The organism is Flavitalea antarctica (assembly GCF_054461535.1).
In genome coordinates this window covers 197,641-215,512 of the sequence record NZ_JBTLQG010000005.1, presented here as the reverse complement: position 1 = coordinate 215,512, position 17,872 = coordinate 197,641, and the positions used below count along the sequence as shown (strand labels likewise).

At 44.1% G+C, this 17,872-nt stretch carries 17 protein-coding genes; 10 read left to right on the top strand and 7 right to left on the bottom strand.

Going from position 1 to position 17,872, the window contains the following annotated elements; all coding sequences use genetic code 11:
• The first annotated feature begins 8 nt into the window (after positions 1-8).
• Positions 9-2,450: a DUF5686 and carboxypeptidase regulatory-like domain-containing protein gene (locus ACX0G7_RS07875; protein WP_458922896.1), complete on the top strand. Its 2,442-nt coding sequence runs from the start codon at positions 9-11 to the stop codon at positions 2,448-2,450.
• 6 nt (positions 2,451-2,456) lie between these two features.
• Here ACX0G7_RS07875 and ACX0G7_RS07870 read toward each other — a convergent pair whose 3' ends face one another.
• The 5 genes from ACX0G7_RS07870 to ACX0G7_RS07850 form a co-directional block, all read right to left on the bottom strand.
• Positions 2,457-2,846 carry an RNA-binding S4 domain-containing protein gene (locus ACX0G7_RS07870; protein ID WP_458922895.1) on the bottom strand — a complete coding sequence of 130 codons (390 nt, stop codon included), beginning with the start codon at positions 2,844-2,846 and terminating at the stop codon, positions 2,457-2,459.
• 136 nt (positions 2,847-2,982) lie between these two features.
• Entirely contained in the window at positions 2,983-4,347 is a 1,365-nt protein-coding gene (locus ACX0G7_RS07865) for a dipeptidase (protein ID WP_458922894.1), read from the bottom strand.
• Positions 4,348-4,897: 550 nt separating this feature from the next.
• Positions 4,898-5,920, bottom strand: coding sequence for a cation diffusion facilitator family transporter (locus ACX0G7_RS07860; RefSeq protein WP_458922893.1), 1,023 nt, complete (start codon positions 5,918-5,920; stop codon positions 4,898-4,900).
• Positions 5,921-5,998: 78 nt separating this feature from the next.
• A complete protein-coding gene (locus ACX0G7_RS07855; RefSeq protein ID WP_458922892.1) occupies positions 5,999-6,754 on the bottom strand; it encodes a superoxide dismutase in 756 nt (251 codons plus the stop codon).
• Positions 6,755-6,764: 10 nt separating this feature from the next.
• Complete coding sequence (locus ACX0G7_RS07850; RefSeq protein ID WP_458922891.1) at positions 6,765-8,240, bottom strand: LptF/LptG family permease; 1,476 nt, start codon at positions 8,238-8,240, stop codon at positions 6,765-6,767.
• Between the two features lie 63 nt (positions 8,241-8,303).
• Here ACX0G7_RS07850 and ACX0G7_RS07845 point away from each other — a divergent pair, with 63 nt between their 5' ends.
• Positions 8,304-8,975, top strand: a complete 672-nt coding sequence (locus ACX0G7_RS07845) for a hypothetical protein (RefSeq protein WP_458922890.1) — start codon at positions 8,304-8,306, stop codon at positions 8,973-8,975.
• Here ACX0G7_RS07845 and ACX0G7_RS07840 read toward each other — a convergent pair.
• Complete coding sequence (locus tag ACX0G7_RS07840) at positions 8,911-9,291, bottom strand: START-like domain-containing protein (protein WP_458922889.1); 381 nt, start codon at positions 9,289-9,291, stop codon at positions 8,911-8,913. The genes ACX0G7_RS07845 and ACX0G7_RS07840 overlap by 65 nt on opposite strands.
• Positions 9,292-9,613: 322 nt before the next feature.
• On the opposite strand from ACX0G7_RS07840, the gene ACX0G7_RS07835 reads away from it, so the two are divergent.
• From ACX0G7_RS07835 to ACX0G7_RS07810, 6 genes are all read left to right on the top strand, one after another.
• Complete coding sequence (locus ACX0G7_RS07835; protein WP_458922888.1) at positions 9,614-10,486, top strand: sigma-70 family RNA polymerase sigma factor; 873 nt, start codon at positions 9,614-9,616, stop codon at positions 10,484-10,486.
• A gap of 326 nt (positions 10,487-10,812) precedes the next feature.
• The gene (locus tag ACX0G7_RS07830) at positions 10,813-11,043 is read left to right on the top strand and encodes a hypothetical protein (RefSeq protein ID WP_458922887.1); all 231 of its coding nucleotides are present in this window, start codon (positions 10,813-10,815) and stop codon (positions 11,041-11,043) included.
• A 692-nt stretch (positions 11,044-11,735) separates the two neighbouring features.
• Positions 11,736-13,058, top strand: coding sequence for a signal recognition particle protein (gene ffh / locus ACX0G7_RS07825; protein ID WP_458922886.1), 1,323 nt, complete (start codon positions 11,736-11,738; stop codon positions 13,056-13,058).
• 218 nt (positions 13,059-13,276) lie between these two features.
• Positions 13,277-13,705 (top strand): 30S ribosomal protein S16, encoded by a 429-nt coding sequence (gene rpsP / locus ACX0G7_RS07820; RefSeq protein WP_458922885.1) that lies wholly within the window; start codon positions 13,277-13,279, stop codon positions 13,703-13,705.
• A gap of 169 nt (positions 13,706-13,874) precedes the next feature.
• Positions 13,875-14,393 carry a ribosome maturation factor RimM gene (gene rimM, locus ACX0G7_RS07815; RefSeq protein WP_458922884.1) on the top strand — a complete coding sequence of 173 codons (519 nt, stop codon included), beginning with the start codon at positions 13,875-13,877 and terminating at the stop codon, positions 14,391-14,393.
• Between the two features lie 128 nt (positions 14,394-14,521).
• Entirely contained in the window at positions 14,522-15,106 is a 585-nt protein-coding gene (locus ACX0G7_RS07810) for a DinB family protein (RefSeq protein ID WP_458922883.1), read from the top strand.
• Between the two features lie 39 nt (positions 15,107-15,145).
• Here ACX0G7_RS07810 and ACX0G7_RS07805 read toward each other — a convergent pair whose 3' ends face one another.
• On the bottom strand, positions 15,146-15,820 hold the full coding sequence (locus tag ACX0G7_RS07805) for a Crp/Fnr family transcriptional regulator (protein WP_458922882.1): 675 nt from the start codon (positions 15,818-15,820) through the stop codon (positions 15,146-15,148).
• Here ACX0G7_RS07805 and dinB point away from each other — a divergent pair.
• The gene (gene dinB, locus ACX0G7_RS07800) at positions 15,819-16,970 is read left to right on the top strand and encodes a DNA polymerase IV (protein ID WP_458922881.1); all 1,152 of its coding nucleotides are present in this window, start codon (positions 15,819-15,821) and stop codon (positions 16,968-16,970) included. The two genes, ACX0G7_RS07805 and dinB, sit on opposite strands and share 2 nt — an antisense overlap.
• Positions 16,971-17,105: 135 nt before the next feature.
• Positions 17,106-17,744 (top strand): peroxiredoxin, encoded by a 639-nt coding sequence (locus ACX0G7_RS07795; protein WP_458922880.1) that lies wholly within the window; start codon positions 17,106-17,108, stop codon positions 17,742-17,744.
• Positions 17,745-17,872: the final 128 nt, after the last annotated feature.

Sequence of the window (17,872 nt, the reverse complement as noted above, 5' to 3'; positions counted from 1 at the left end):
CGGCTGACTTGATTAAACCTTTACTCCTCTTCTTCATCCTGTTTTCCATCTGCCAGTCCAGCCTGGGCCAGACATTTAAGGTGTCTGGTAAGGTTACCAATGCCTCTCTCGAGCCGCTGGGTTATGTAAGTGTTGCCATAAAGGGCTTAAAGACCGGAACAACCACCAGGCTCGACGGTTCCTATGAATTACAACTGCCAGAGGACCGATATGAACTTGTATTTACCATGATCGGTTACAAACAACAGGTGATTGAACTGGTTGTCCGGAACAATGATGTAAAACAAAATGTGATACTGGAAAGCTCTGGCAATGAATTAAAAGAGGTAGAAGTTAAGGCTGTAAAACGCGACCGGGCGGAAGAAATAATCAGGAATGTTATCAGGAATAAAGAAAAGCTGCTGGCCACTTCCAACTCATATTCAACAGATCTGTATATCCGTGCCACGCAGGAAAATGATGTGATCAGCAAAAAGAAAAAGAAAGCACCGGTTGATACATCGACCCTGGAACTTCAGCGTATGAGCATGGCCGAAGTAACGCTTAAACTTGACTATGAATACCCGGACAGGATCAAAGAAACCAGGACGGGGGTTAACGTTCGCGGGAATTCAGAGAGCTTATTTTATCTCACCGCAACGGATGGAGAGTTCAATTTCTACAGGAATCTTATCAAAGTTCGGGGCCTCTCTGTGATGCCTTTTTTATCGCCGATAAGTTACAGCGGACTGGTAGGTTACCGGTTCAAAACAATATCAATTCGGAAACAAGGCAACAATAAAGTGTACACGATCCGCATCAGTCCCATCAAACTTGGAAATGCCCTCGTTGAAGGTGAAGTAGAGGTGCTCGACAGTTCGTGGGTTTTGCTAAAGACTCATTTTGAGTTCCCCAGGTTCCATATGCCTGAATATGATTATTTCTCGGTTGATCAGCAATATGAATTGATAGATGGCAGGAGCTGGATGGTCACAAGACAGGAGTTTTCTTATGCCGCAAAATCGGGCAAAAGGAAAATGAGTGGCAGAACTCTTGTCCAGTTCCGGAACTTCCGGATGAATCCCGGCTTTCCACCTAAACATTTCGGAAACGAAGTAAGTGCCACTTTGCAGAAGGCGTATGAACGGGATACCAGCTTCTGGTCACAGTCAAGAACAGAACCCCTGACGGAAAAGGAAATACGATTTGTCCGTTACAAAGACAGTGTTTACAACGCTCAACACACAAAGGCATATCTTGATTCCGTCGACGCCGTATTTAATAAAGTCACCTGGAAAAAAATTCTGGTCTTCGGACAGGGGATCCATAGCCGGGAAAAAGAACGGACCATCTACATCGGCCCGTTGGTTTCCATGTATGAACCGATCGGGTTCGGCGGCCACCGGATTGGCGTTAATGGGAACTATATAAGAACTTTCAAATCGAGAAAGAATGTATCCGTCTGGGGCCACATGAGTTATGGATTCAGGAACCAGGACATAAAAGGTAATGTTACCCTGACGCGTATGTACAATCCTTTCAACAGGGGCTATTACAAACTAAGTGTGGGACGGGAGTTTGGGTCCGTGTTCCCCGGTGATGCATGGATCAACCAGATAAAAAGGAGCAATGTATATGAGCATGATCATTTCAGTGTGGCCCATGGCCTGGAGCTCGTGAATGGTTTGTTTCTTCATAATGAGTTGCAGTATGCGATGCGCAGATCTGCAGCACATTACAAAACGAACAGTAAATGGGACTCACTTACGGTAGAAGTTCTGCCGGATAACCAGGCTCCTGCTTTCGAGCCGTACAATTCTTTCTTTAATAATGTTACCCTGGAATATACGCCCGCTCAACGATACATCAGGGAGCCAAAAGAAAAGGTGATCCTTGGTTCAAAGTGGCCGACCATTTATGTCACGTGGCGAAAGGGTATTCCCGGCGTTATGGAAAGCGTAAATGATTTTGATTATACCGAGTTTGGTATCCGTCAACAGCTTAAACTTGGACTGGCAGGCATTTCCAATTATACTTTTTTTACCGGATCCTTTCATACAATGAAGGATTTGCGTGAAGTGGATTATAAGTATATGCGACGTGGTGATCCATTCCTGTTCACAAATCCCACTGCGAGTTTCCAGGCTCTTGATTCAACATTTCCCGCCTTTAAGAGATTTTACGAGGGGCATTACCTGCATCATTTCAATGGCGCCATCCTCAACAAAATTCCCCTGTTGAAAAAGTTAAACCTGATGGAAGTCGCCGGTGGGGGAATTTTATACCTGCCGGAACGTAATCTTCAATACATCGAAGGTTTTGTCGGGGTGGAAAAAGTGTTGAAGTTGTGGACAGAGAGATACAAGGTTGGGATCTATGTAGTGGGCTCCCTGGCCAACCAGTTCAAAAACCCAATACAGTTCAAGATCGCGATCGAGCATTTCAACAAGCGAAAAAATAGCTGGTATTAGCGCGCTCTAATCATCATCCATAAATCCATCCAGTTCACGTCGTTCTTTTTTAGTTGGTCTTCCCACCTTACTCTGTCGTTTGCCGGTATGAAAACTGGACGCGAGATATTGAACACGCTTGATCTCTTCTTCAGGGGTGATATCGAGATAATATTTTAGTGACTCTGTATATTGCACACGGTTGTGAAGCAGTTCGGTCACTTTGATCTTCCACTTTTTTGCTTCTGTTTTTACTTCATATTCATCGCCTACGTTCACGGTTTTGGCAGGCTTAACAGATGCGCCATTCAGTTTGACTTTACCCTGGTCACAAGCTTCGGAAGCCAGTGAACGCGTTTTAAAAAGGCGTATGGCCCAGAGATACTTATCAATTCTTAATTTATCGGGAGTCGCCACGTTATGGAGTTATGAGTTATGAGTGATGAGTGATGAGTGATGAGTTAGTGAAGAGTTAATCAGTGATGAGTGATATGACGTAATTTATCTCATAATTCTATCACTCATAACTAACTCATCACTCATCACTCATCACTCATAACTCTGAAAAGTATTTATGGAAGTACGGTATAGTCTCAATGCCTTTATAATAGTTTTCAAGATTGAACTTTTCATTCGGAGAATGAAGGTTATCACTATCCAATCCAAAACCCATAAACACGATTTTTATGCCAAGTTCTTTTTCAAATAATGAGCAGATGGGAATGCTGCCTCCGCCACGGACCGGGATTGGTTTTTTGTTGAAGGTGGCTTCGATAGCTTTCGCCGCAGCCTGGTAAGCCTTTGAATCAACCGGTGTCATATATGGTTCACCACCGTGATGTTCTTCAGCCTTCACCTTAACGCCTTTGGGAGCTATTTCGGTAAAATACTTTATCAATTTCTCCGTGATAACTTTTGAGGACTGATTGGGAACAAGTCTTGCAGAAATCTTTGCATAGGCCCTGGAAGGCAACACGGTTTTTGCTCCTTCGCCTGTATAGCCGCCCCAGATACCATTCACTTCGAGCGTCGGGCGGATACCGGTTCTTTCATTGGTAGTAAACCCTTTTTCACCCCAGAGACTGTCGATGCCAAGATCGGCTTTGTATTCGGCCTCACTGAAAGGTGCCTGCGCCATCAGCTTTCTTTCTTCTTCGCCAGGTATCACCACATCATCATAGAAACCCGGAATAGTGATATGATTATTTTCATCGTGACACGAAGCAATCATTTTCGCGAGCATGGTAACAGGATTTGCTACGGCACCTCCGTACACACCACTATGAAGATCGCGGTTCGGACCAGTCACTTCAACCTCGATATAGCTCAGTCCCCTGACACCGATATCGATCGAGGGCGTGTCAAGAGATATCATGGCAGTATCGCTGATCAATACCACATCGGCTTTGAGCAATTCCCTATTCGCAGATACGAATTTTGCCAGGTTTGGTGAACCAATCTCTTCTTCACCTTCGATCAGGAATTTGACATTGGTCGGGAGCGAGTTGGTCTGAACCATTATTTCCAATGCCTTCACATGCATGTAGAACTGGCCTTTATCATCACAGGCTCCGCGCGCGTAGATTTTACCGTCTTTGATTACTGGTTCAAAAGGTCCGCTGTGCCATAGTTCCAACGGATCAGCCGGCTGCACATCATAATGACCATAAACCAGAACAGTAGGTTTGGCGGGATCAATTATTTTCTCACCATACACCAGTGGATGTCCGGCGGTTTGATATATTTCTACTTTGTCGGCACCGGCTGCAAGTATTTGCTTTTTTACTGCTTCGGCGCACGTGGCCATATCCGGCTTGTTTTCGCTACGTGCGCTAACACTCGGAATCCTGAGCAGATCCAATAATTCCTGCAGAAAACGATCCTTATTTTTTTCCTGGTATTCTTTCCAATCTTGCATTTTTGCCATTTGAGTTGAATGCCGGTCAGGCATAATAATGGCGCAAAAATACAGAAACTGACTATAGCAGCCTCAGATTGCCACGCTTGTGCCAGCGGGTGATCTCAGATAAAGACCAGGCGCATGAATGGTGATCAGAAATTGCCGTAAAGGATCAGGAAGAAAATGCGAATGAAAGTCCGCTCATGATTGCGATAATCAGGAGGATGATGAGAACGATTGTTCTTTCCATGTTGAGCAGCTTATAGCTTGAATTTTTCATAACTGAATGTTTCAAATGTAAAGCCATAATGCAGGTTCCAGGTATCAGAATGATTTAGAGGACGTTTTTTTGAGTATCCAGCGGTTTATCAGATACGGACTGCAAGCACAGATTAACTGGTTATGGCCTGAAATGATTTTAAACATTAAAACGGATCAGGGCTAAAACAGTTATCAGTTATGGTTTTTCTATTGTTAAGGGTTTTTATTTAGGTTAATGTATTTTTTGATCCGGGGTGTATATTTCGGAATGTAGTTTCTATTCAAATTCCGGTCCAATTTTTTTGGATTACCGGTTCTCCTCCGAATTCACCTTGTTTGCATCCGACAACTGATGTTTCTTGTCGGAAATCATGTTCTCCAATGTCCATGCAAACTTTTCCTTAAACGGCCTTTTCCTGACGGGGCAGTCCGGTTTAGTACAAATACTACAGGAAAAATCAAGGCATGGGTCTGTATGTACGAACAGTTCAAGTGTGTCACCGAATTCTGTTCTGATCAGCTCACGCAGTATATCTACTTCATTATGAGCTTCCAGGACGTTCAGGTACCACGGAACCGTAAGGTGGCAATCGACGTGCAGCTGACCACCGTATTTGATTACCCTCAGGTTATGAAGATCGATCCAGTTGTGTCTACGATTATTGTTCAATATCCGTACCATTTTTGAAAGCAACTCCCTGTCGGCTTCGTCCATGATACCGGCAATGGATGAGCGCATTATTTTGTAACCAGTGTAGATAATGAAAATGGCAAATAACATTGCCACAACACTATCCAGCCAGACATAACCGGTGAACAAGATAAGTCCAAGCCCCAGGATCAGGGCCAGGGTAGAATATGCATCCGTTTTAAGGTGTTGACCACTGGCCAACAAGGCGAGGGAATTATTTTTTCTGCCGTTCCTGACACTAATGAGGCCGACAACATAGTTGATCACAGCGGTTATTGCCACCAGACCGATACCCTTGTCGAGAGCGTGAATAGCTTTTGGTCTGAGAAGGTTTATTGAAGATTCATAAATAATAATACCACCGGCAATAATGATCAGGGTTCCTTCGATCGCGGCAGAAAGGAACTCTGCCTTTCCATGGCCATATGGATGGTTAGTGTCCCTGGGTTTTGCCGCTACAAACAGACTGTATAAGCCTATTGCACCGGCGATAACATTAACGGTGCTTTCCAACGCATCAGTGAGTACCGCAACGGAGCGGGTCAGAAAATATGCGTAGAGCTTGACTGCAAAAAGAACTATGGCGATAGCAAACACCCATTTTTGCACCCGGAGATTTTCTGATTGCGGTCCTGCCATGTCGATTAAATGATAAACCTAAAACAAAAACGGTGAATCACAGCAGTGATTCACCGTCAGCACTAATTATCTAAGAACCTAAGCTTCTTCAAATCTTTTCTGCACTGAAGACCAGTCAACTACTTTCCACCAGTTTTCAATATATTCAGGTCGCCTGTTCTGATATTTTAAATAGTAAGCATGTTCCCATACATCAAGTCCCAGCAATGGCTTTCCTTTCAATTCCGACACATCCATAAGTGGATTGTCCTGGTTCGCAGTTGAACCAATAACCAATTTCTTTCCGGCGCCTACTACCAGCCATGCCCAACCGCTTCCAAACCTGGTCTTCCCGGCTTCGCTGAACTGTGTTTTAAAAGCATCAAAAGAACTGAAGTCCTTTTCAATGGCAGCAAGCAGTTTTCCTGATGGCTTGCCCTCGCCTTTAGGTGAAAGTGACTTCCAGAACAATTCGTGATTGTAATGCCCGCCGCCGTTATTCCTGACTTTCGCTGAATATTTGGAAACATTTTTCAATACATCCTCGAGAGGTTTGTTGGTATCTATTTTTTCTGCTTGTGCTGCTTCTTTCAGAGTCTTTGAGTAGGTGGCAGCATGTTTTGAATAATGGATCTCCATTGTCATCGCGTCGATCGCGGCTTCCAGTGCATTGTATGCGTATGGAAGCGGAGTTTGATCAAAGCCTGTCTTCGAAGCGTTCCGGGAATCCAACACCCGGGTATCAGTATCCCTGTTACCTGCAAAGAGGGCCTCCGGCATTATTGCTGCTGAGCCTATCGCGAGGGCTGAATTGCGGATAAATTTCCTGCGCGAGTTATCATTGTTAACTGCCATATAAGATGATTTAATTTTGAATACTGGTTTGTGTCAGTTCTTTTTTATCTGCTTTTTTTCCAACTAGTTTTTGTATAGCCGGAATAAATTTTTTAAATACCCTGTAATAAAACTCCTTGTTCAAAAGCTGCGAATCATTTCTTGCCTTGTAAATAAGGAAGAGTCCGACGGGCAGTAACACAGCTGCCGCCATCCAGATTCCTACCACCGGCTGTAACACATCCTGTTTCACAAATTTTCTCCCGAAATTATTCAGCAGGAAAAATATCACGAAGAATATCACCGCAAATACTACCGGGGTCCCGATCCCGCCTTTCCGGACAATTGAACCTAATGGTGCTCCAATCAAGAAAAGGACCAGCACGGCAGCCGCCATCGAAAACTTGGAATGCCACTCAATCAGGTATAAGCGGAGTTCCGTACGGCGGGCAGCGTACTCGGCTGCTGCAAGATCGAGGTTGCTTTTGATCAGGTTAACTTGTCCGGCACTGCTTTCCAATACCTCCCTTTTGGCAGAGTCGGGCAGAATATCATAAAAAGTTTTGGCCTTTACGGGCGGAACTTTTACGTCTTTCCAGCCGGTATCCAGGTATTTCATGAAGTTCATATAGGCAGCCAGGTCGGTTCTTTTGGTGTAGTCGTAGCCAACTTTAGTCACCTTTTCGAGGGAATCTATAAAGGTGTTTAACTGGGTAACACTAAGCATCTCATACCTTCCCTTATACGTACTGTCTGGTGTCAGGTTCAGTGCAAAGGAACTCATGTCCAGCACCTTCTTATATTCTTTAAAACCAAGGCGGATGTATTTTGTGGTTGTATCCGCACGCTGGCCATCCTCCTGGTACCACCATCCGTCTTTGAGCGTAAATTCCAGGAATTGCTTGTCTGCAGAAATTTTCATTATGCCTTTCTCGGCCACGATAAAATTGTCCTGCATGCCACCAATGTTCTCGTAGATGATGACATTTTGTAAGGTGGAGTCGTCTTTTTCTTTTTTTCCGACCTTGATGGCATAGTTGGGGATTGTTTTGTAGAAAACGCCCTCTTTGAGATCAAAAGCGGGCTTGGAATTTACAAGGTCGGTATGTAGCGTCCGCATTTTCAGGTTCGCCACAGGCATTACATAGTTATTAAAAAGGAAGGAAAGCCCGGAAAGTAAGATCGCAACCACAAGCAGGGGCCTCATAAATCTCACCAGCCCGATACCGGCCGATTTGATGGCAACCAGTTCAAAGGTTTCACCAAGATTACCGAAAGTCATGATGGAGGAAAGCAATACTGCCAGTGGCAGGGCGAGAGGTACCAGGGTGGCACTCAGGTAAAGGATAAGGCGGAGTATCATAAATCCGCTGATATCTTTCCCTACAAAATCATCGATCCATAACCAGAAGAACTGAAGGATCAGTACGAACAGCGTGATAAAAAAGGTAGCAATAAACGGCCCGATAAAAGATTTGACTACCAGTATATCGAGTTTTTTAATCAAAATGAAAATTTATAAATCGTTTTGCAAGCCTGGCCGTTTTACGGATACAGTAACTTTACCTTAATGATGAATTTGTCAAATTTACAGCTTTCAGCAGAGGAATCTGCAATGGTCCAGAACAGTCATTGGCTTTTAACAAAGAATATCATCATGCAAAAGGCTTACCTGCTCTTTGGCGAAGCTGCCTCAGGTTTACAGGCAATGCTGGCGGCGGGTAACGGGTGGCAGGAAGACTTATCGACGCCCTCGCCTAAGATCGCAAGGGGCGAAAATTACAAGGGTTTGCCATATGTTATGCTGGATTACCCAAGGCATTTTGGCAAGGATAATATTTTTGCTTTCAGAACAATGTTCTGGTGGGGTAATTTCCTGAGTTTTACCTGGCACCTGAAGGGAACCTATGCTGCCCGTTACCGCCGGGGCATAATACAACACCATCAAAGACTATCCGAAGCCGGCTTTCATATATGTATAAACGAAGATGAATGGCAGCATGATTTCGATCCAGACAATTATTACCCGATACCTGATCTTTCCACGGAAGCGCTTGAAATGTTGTTGGACAGCAAATCTTTCACGAAGCTCGCGATAAAGATACCACTGGATCAATGGAATAATGCCAACGAAGCGCTTATGAAGAATTATCTGTTAATCCTGGAGTTGGTGAAAATCAGTTCCCAAGACGGTGAAAGAGATCCTTTACCTGGTAATCCCAAAGCTGGGTTTGATCTTTAATTTCTGCTTTCTCTGCAAAATCCTTTATAATAAGAATAGTAAGATTGGTAACCTCTGATTTTTCAATGCGGAATTCAAAGTATTCTTCTTTCGGAGCATGGCTCCAGTGATACCTGACAAATTTGTCAAGCTCCCTGTCTATTTGTTCAGCCTTGTCAACAGTTCCGTTCCATGAAAAACTAAAAATATTATCGCGTTCATCAACTTTATCTGCAAACCACTCCTGCATGCCGGCGGGAGTGCTCAGGAATTCATATAATATAGAAGGAGAACATCTGACCGGGAACTCCAAAGTGAATAATTGTTTTTTGCTCATCTAATCCGTATTGATACATTTTATTAAGTCCTACCATGCAATAATAGAGAAATAATACTACGATCAAAATTTTTTTGTTTTAGCTATTCCCCGGTTTTTTGACAGACATATTAGCTTTATATGTTGTGTATCACTCCATTATGTATTGATTCTTTGATTAAGCCTTAAAAAACGGGGAAATAAAAGTGTAACAGGGGGGAATAAAAGTGTAACAATGCGAAAAAGATAAATAACGCTGCCAGATAAGAAAATTACCGTTCTCACGTTTTTATAACAATCTGTACAAAACCCGGTCCTTAAACCTTTTAAACTACCCTGCCCCATGAGTATGCGTCAACTCAAGATCACGAAGTCCATTACTAATCGTGAATCTCAGAGCCTTGAAAAGTACCTGCAGGAAATCGGAAAAGTTGAACTGATCACCCCGGAAGAAGAAGTTCGTTTAGCAGCGAAAATCAAACAAGGTGATCAATCCGCCCTGGATAAACTTACAAAAGCGAACTTAAGATTCGTTGTTTCCGTAGCCAAGCAGTACCAGAATCAAGGATTATCCCTGCCGGACCTTATCAACGAGGGAAATCTCGGTCTTATCAAAGCCGCCCAACGTTTTGATGAAACAAGGGGTTTCAAATTTATCTCTTATGCTGTGTGGTGGATCCGTCAAAGCATTTTGCAGGCGCTTGCTGAACAATCAAGAATTGTGAGGCTCCCGCTGAATAAAGTTGGCCTCACCAATAAAGTCCAAAAGGCATTTTCTCAGCTTGAACAGGAGTTCGAACGTGAACCCTCACCCGAAGAACTTGCAGAGTTACTTGGACTCGAAACAGAAGAAGTATCCGCAACACTTGGCATCGGTGCAAGACATATCAGTATGGACACACCTCTGTCGGAAGGAGAAGATAGCACGCTGGTGGATGTGATGGAAAACAAAAATGCAGATCGTGCCGAAACCAATATGGAACATAACGAATCTCTTAAACAGGAGATCGAAAGAACTATGCGTGTACTTACCGAACGCCAGAAAGAAGTGATCTGTTATTTCTTTGGTCTTGGAGTGGATCACCCCATGAGCCTGGAAGATATTGGTGACAAGTTTAATCTTACGCGTGAGCGGGTCAGGCAAATCAAAGACAAGGCGATCACAAAGCTGCGGACCAATTCGCGCACTGTTGAGTTGAAGGGCTATCTTGGATAAATTGTTGATTAAAACTTAATCTATCGATAAATATATACTTACTTTTTTTTGAAGTTTATTCAGAGGTTGATTTTTCATAAGAATGATCAACCTCTTTTTTTGGTTTGATGTGCTCCTGTCCAATCAGTCCATTTTTTCTTCAATTCGATTTTTCAATTACTTGGCCCGCACCTTGGGCCCTCGCTCGTCTTTCAATGATATGCTGCGATTAGCTTGCCGGATTTCAGCAGCATTATAATGCGTCAGTTTTTTGGTCGCTTCTTTGCTCCGTGGGGAGCAGGTTGTTGTTTTTTGGGGCTGTTTTCCCTGGCTTAATAAGTTTGCTAATGTCATACCGGCTTTTGTCTCCGATCGGCATTGGGGTCCTGATCGGCTTTGTTGAGCAGCTCGATGTGCTAGCTATTCCCGGGCCACGATCGGCTTTTGTAACTCCGAGCAGGGAAAGAAGGCCCCCACCTTCGCTGGGGGCAAGCCCCAAAAAACAACAACCTGTCTCCCCACTCGTTCATCCACTTGGGGGATATGCAACTAGTGATAACAAATTATTAGTACCCTGATAATGCGGAATGATACAAGATCATGCTGACGCACAAAAAGAGCTCTATACGAAATAGTGAATTCATATAGCAAATCATCCCTGAGAAGAGTAATGAACAACAAGCATATCGCTAATGACTCTATTTGACCCCTAATGACATTATTGATTTATTCAGCGGTGAACATGCCGCTCACAATGTAGCTGCTGATAACGTAGTTGCTCTTAACGCCCGACCGATTATCTTAAACCGGATTACCTGGTTAAGGATAATGCTGAAAATTGCAGTACCTGCAAGCATTACTCCTCAAGTGCTGTACTATAAAGTCGTGGTAAATAATATATTGCTTACAACAATGATTGCCCAATCTCTGCAATGAATGCAAGGCGACAAATAAAGTGCTGATCGCATAGACCCCCCAAAGAGAACGACAGTTGGAACGAAGGAGGATGGGCTGAGGTGGGCGGATTGGACACCTCCGATTCCTCCCGAACAGTCGGGACTGGCAATATCAACCTGGTCAGCGGGAGGAATCACAGTGGCCAATCCGCCCACCTCAGGCCCATCCGGCGCCGTGAGGTACCAAGTGAACGCTCCCGCACGTGCGGGACAAAATCATCATCTAATGAAAAAGCCAACCAATGCCGTGTTTTGGATACAACTTGAACAGACCATTATTTAATGTAAATTTGCCGTCCGAAATTGATAATAATATGTTTGAAAATCTCACCGACCGGCTCGACACCGCCTTTAAGCAGATCAAGGGAGAGGGCCGTATTACGGAACTTAATATAGCAGCAACTCTTAAGGAAATCCGTCGCGCGCTGGTTGATGCGGATGTCAATTACAAGATAGCCAAGGACTTCACCGATACCGTGAAAGAAAAGGCTATGGGCGAAAAGGTAATTAATGCCGTTAGCCCCGGCCAGCTCATGGTCAAGATCGTCAAAGACGAATTGGTAAACCTGATGGGTGGATCCGAAGCGGAGTTTGTGACCAAAGGCAACCCGGCTGTAATATTGATCGCAGGTCTCCAGGGTTCGGGTAAAACCACATTCAGTGCCAAACTGGTAAACTATCTCAAAACCAGGAAAGGGCTATCACCCTTGTTGGTAGCTGGCGACGTCTACCGGCCGGCAGCGATTGAGCAGTTGAAAGTGCTGGGTGAACAGGTTAAAGTTGATGTGTATAGCGAACCGGACAACAAGAACCCGGTGGAAATCGCATTAAATGCTATCCGCGAAGCAAAAAGCAAGAACAAGAACATCGTTATAATAGATACTGCCGGCCGCCTTGCAGTGGATGAGGTGATGATGAAAGAGGTGGCGGATATAAAAGCTGCGGTGAATCCCACCGAAATCCTGTTCGTCGTTGACTCAATGACAGGCCAGGATGCAGTGAATACGGCCAAAACCTTCAATGATCGCCTTAATTTTACGGGAGTCGTGCTTACCAAGCTCGACGGTGATACCAGGGGTGGAGCGGCTTTATCAATCAAGTACACGGTAGAGAAACCGATCAAGTTCGTCAGTAGCGGGGAAAAAATGGACACGCTGGACGTCTTTTATCCCGAAAGGCTGGCTCAGCGGATCCTGGGTATGGGTGATATCACCACCCTCGTAGAAAAGGCGCAGGAACAATTTGATGAGGAGCAGGCCAAAAAGCTGGAGAAAAAGATCCGTAAAAACCAATTTGATTTCCACGATTTTAAGCAACAGCTGGAGCAGATCAAAAAAATGGGGAATATTAAGGATCTGTTAGGGATGATCCCCGGCGTTGGCAAAGCGGTAAAAGATATAGATATTAGCGATGATTCATTCAAGGGTATCGAGGCCATGATCAACTCGATGACACCTGAGGAGAGATCAAACCCTGATCTGATCGATATGAGCAGGAAAAAACGAATTGCAAAGGGAAGCGGGAAGGATCTGAATGAGTTGAATGCGTTCCTCAAACAATTCGAACAGATGAAGCAAATGATGAAGATGATGAACAAGATGCCGATGGGAGGAAAACTGGGAATGGGAAGACGTTAAAGGGCCTGATTATTGATTAATCAATGTGTGGAACCATGTTCGTAACTCACTAACAGATTGATCAAAAGGTTAGATAATGTCAAAATTTTTCGCATTCTCTTTAAAAAATAACTTTTCTAGATTTGTTTTGATAAATTTGGTAAAACCAGTTGGATCGCTACCTTTGCAATCCTTGAAATGAAACCCTAATTATTCACGCATTTAAATTTCTATTTAAAATGCCAGTTAAAATCAGACTGCAACGCCACGGGTCTAAAAAAAGACCATTCTACTTCATAGTAGTCGCCGATGCCCGTGCACCAAGAGATGGTAAATTCATCCAGAAAATCGGTACGTACAATCCACTTACAGTTCCTGCTTCTGTTCAGCTCGATCGTCAGAGAGCCCTGGACTGGCTGCATAAAGGTGCTCAACCCACCGATACAGTTCGCAGGATTCTATCTTTCAAAGGCGTGTTATACCTGAAGCACCTTTTACGCGGTGTGGGATTGGGTTTGTTTGATGAAGCTGCTGCAATGGAGAAATTCCAGAAGTGGCATTCAGAACACGAAGCTAGTCTTAAGACCCGCCAGGATGCACATCAGAAAGACAGACGCGGTAGAAGAGATGGCGCACCAGCAAGAAGAACAAGAAGCGAAGAATCTTAATATTTTCTATTAGTAATAGTCAATCGTTAACAGATCTTAGATTGTATTGAATATCTGGTACCGGGTGGAGTCATAAATTGAAGTCGCCCGGTGTCAGTTATTCAATACTTTTTTTATGGGTCCCGTTACCGCATCAGTGAGTATTTGATTGATTCATTGGAGATCTATCATGAATTATTGTAGTATAGGAAGATTCGTAGCGACTTTTGGAGTCGGAGGAGAACTCATCCTTCAGCATCACCTGGGCAAGAAATCCTCGTTGAAAGGTCTCGAAACCATTTTTATAGAGGCCGCCAAAGATGAAATGCTTCCCTATTTTCTTCAGTCGACACGCGTCAAAACGGATGATGAGATTTATGTCAAACTCGAAGATGTAGATACAAAAGAGGCCGCCCGGCCTTTCGTAAGAAAAGAGATTTGGCTCGAAGAATCGGAATTTCAAAAATATGCCGGTAAGTCTGCACCCATATCATTACTCGGCTTTCATATTATAGATAACGGCACTGATATTGGCGAAATCCTTGAAGTCATTGAACAACCTCACCAGGTGCTGTGCCGTATATCATTGGATGGCAAAGATGCCCTGATCCCGATCCACGAAGAAACACTGCAGAAACTGGACAAAAAGAAAAGACAGATCGCTGTTGAACTGCCCGATGGTCTCCTGGATATTTTCAGGAACCAGTAGTCGGTTAATAGAAATGCAGGTAGTCGGTTAACAGAAAATCCAGGTAATCACCTTAATAGAAAATCTTGGCGTAGACCAAGGTTTCCTGATCCGCTCCATACTAGTTTTGTTTTTCAAAATACACAACAATGAAAAATATCAAAACAACCGATTTACTGGACCAGCTTAAAGCTGATACAAGGCAGATCATTATGGAGACGAAGATGCTTCAACAGAATGATCCTGAACTGCTGACTACCCAGCCAGCACCAGGCAAATGGAGCATTGCTCAGATCCTTGAACATCTCAACGCTTATGGACGGTTCTACATTCCCGAAATAAGGAAGGCACTCGACAAGAGTGACGTTAAGCCCGATCCCGTTTACAACTCCGGCTGGCTGGGAAATCTTTTTACAAATTCCATGAAGCCTACCGCAGATAAAAGGGTGAAAAACAAAACTAAGGCTATGAAAGCGTACAGCCCCACAAATGAGCTCGATAGTAAGACTGTAATAGATGAATTTTTACAACAGCAACAGGATATCTTATCCCTGCTCGAGCTTGCAGGCAGCAAGAATATCGGCAAGATTCGTATCCCCACATCCCTCACCAGGTTTATCAGTATGCAGCTTGGCGATACGTTCCGCTTTGTCATCGCCCACAATCAAAGGCATTTCATACAATGTGCAAACACTATCAACGCCGTGAAATCTGCTCCTGTTCACTTTGCATGAACATTGGCTGATAATGCTAATGCCTGCCTGGGGGAAGCATCATTCGATTCTGACTGTCGACAATAACTTACTGAAGGTACTTGGGTCGAGTCCGAGATAAGAAGCGAGATATTTGTGTGGAATGATCTGTAAGACATGCGGACTGCGTTTCAACAATGTTCTGAACTTTTCTTCAGCGGTAAAACTCATTAACTCAACCTGTCGTTCCAGCGTGCCCATCAGGGTGAAGGCGGCCGCCTTCCTTATCCATCGTTCAACATTGTGATATTTGTCCATCAGCTCATTAACCTGCTGGTAGCTGGTCCGTAACATGGACGATGCCGTAAGTGTTTCAAAAAAATATTTCGAGGGGGTCTGGGTAAGAAATGAATCTGCCACACCTGAAAATGAATATGGGTAGGTAAATACAATCGTTGCTTCCGGGTGATTTGCTTCGAGATAAAAAGCACGCTGAACACCCTCTGTAACAAAGTAAAGGTTCCTTTCTATTTCGCCCGCCGCAGTTAGTAAAGTTTTCCTTTTATAACTAACGGGGTGCCATATACGCGAGAGATCATCCCATTCACTGTCCGAAAGTGGATGAACCTTGAAGACTATCTCCTTAAGAATATCTATAGACAGTACTGAGGATTTATGGTGTTCGCTAAAATAGCTGATTTTAGATTTTGAGGGAAGAAAATGATATGACTTTTTCGAGTCGTAACTTTGGTTCATGGAGGTTCCCCGGCAAAGAATTATTGCGCATTTTGACCTGGACGCATTTTTTGTGTCGGTCGAATGCATCAATGATCCCTCACTTCGGGGTAAACCCCTGCTCGTCGGCGGGCATAGCGACCGCGGTGTGGTTGCAGCATGCAGCTACGAAGCCAGGGTATTCGGAATACATTCAGCAATGCCGATGCGCACGGCAAAAAAGCTTTGTCCTCATGCCATTGTCGTTGGCGGCAGTCGCCAGGATTATAGCCGGTACTCAAGATGGGTCACCGAGATCATCGCAGATAAGGCGCCGCTTTTTGAAAAGGCGTCTATTGACGAATTTTATCTTGACCTTACCGGGATGGACCGTTTTTTCAATCCCTACCAGTGGACGATTGCGCTGAGGCAGGAAATTATTGACAAAACGGGTTTACCGATTTCATTTGCGCTTGCATCAAATAAAATGGTGGCGAAAATCGCAACCGATGAAGCAAAGCCAAACGGTTACATTCATGTCGCCTTCGGCCGGGAGCAGGAATTTTTATCCGGTCTTCCGGTGAATAAAATTCCTGGGATTGGTGCTCAGACCCACCAGGCGCTAAGGGAGATGGGAGTGCACACTATTAAAGATCTGAGTGAACAGCCAATCGAGACGCTTGAAAAAAGACTGGGAAAATATGGTCACGAACTCTGGTTTAAATCCCGCGGAATCCACCACGGGGAAGTGGTCCCTTATCATGAGGCCAAATCAGTTTCTACGGAAAATACTTTTGAAGAAAATATCAGTGATCCCGAGCTTTTGACAAATGAGTTGGTGCGAATGACGGAAAAAGTGGCTTACGAGCTCAGGCAGGACAACAAAACCGCCGGTTGCATTGCAGTCAAAATCAGGTATCCCGACTTCGAAACCACGAGCCGCCAGGTCTCCATCCCATACACTTTTTACGATGACGAGCTGATCTCCCAGGCCAGGGAACTTTTCGCAAAACTCTGGCGGAAAGGGCAGCCTGTCCGGCTGCTGGGCGTGAGGCTAAGCGAGCTGACCAGCGAGGCTGTACAGACCAATTTGTTTGAAAACGCAGAAAAAAAGAATGAGCTTTATAAGGCGATAGATGATCTGAAGAACCGTTTTGGTAAGTATTCCATCACAAAAGCCCGCGGAAAATAATTTTTTAACACAAAAACAGTCTACCATGTTGGTAGGGAAGTGTTATATTTGATCTCCTGATTTTGGACCTTTGCAGACGAGACGCAATCGATAAAGTCAGTAACCGCTTTTCATCACGATTAAAAACAGCTTTATATGAGTTTAAGATTAGGGGACATTGCTCCCAATTTCCAGGCAAAAACAACAGCCGGAGATCTTGATTTTTACGAATTTCTTGGTAACAGTTGGGGCGTTCTTTTTTCGCATCCGGCAGATTACACGCCTGTTTGTACGACGGAACTTGGTAGAACCGCCAGTCTGCAGGAAGAATTTGCCAAAAGAAACGTAAAGGTGCTTGCTGTTAGTGTTGATCCGCTGGATAAGCATCATGGTTGGATCAAGGACATCAATGAAACTCAGAATGTTTCCGTTGGTTTCCCGATCATTGCTGATGAAGACAGGAAGGTTGCCAATCTTTATGGTATGATCCATCCTAATGCTTCAGAAACATTTACCGTTCGTTCACTGTTTGTTATTGGTCCCGATAAGAAAGTAAAGCTCACCATTACTTACCCGGCTTCAACAGGTCGTAATTTCGTGGAAGTACTGAGAGTAATAGATTCATTGCAGCTTACTGCAAACCATAGCGTAGCAACTCCTGCAGACTGGAAACATGGTGAAGATGTAATTGTGGTTCCTGCAGTTTCAACTGATGATGCCATCAAGAAATTTCCAAAGGGCGTTAAGGTCGTAAAACCCTATCTGCGTTACACTCCACAACCGGATGCTGAATAGTTTGGTATATAAATAAGTTCGTGGGCCCTGGTAAGTTACCGGGGCTTTTTTGTGAGCGATAGGTTTGTACAGGATCACCAGCGGAGAGTTAGTAATGGGTCATGAGTGAATTCGTTTTTTGATTTATA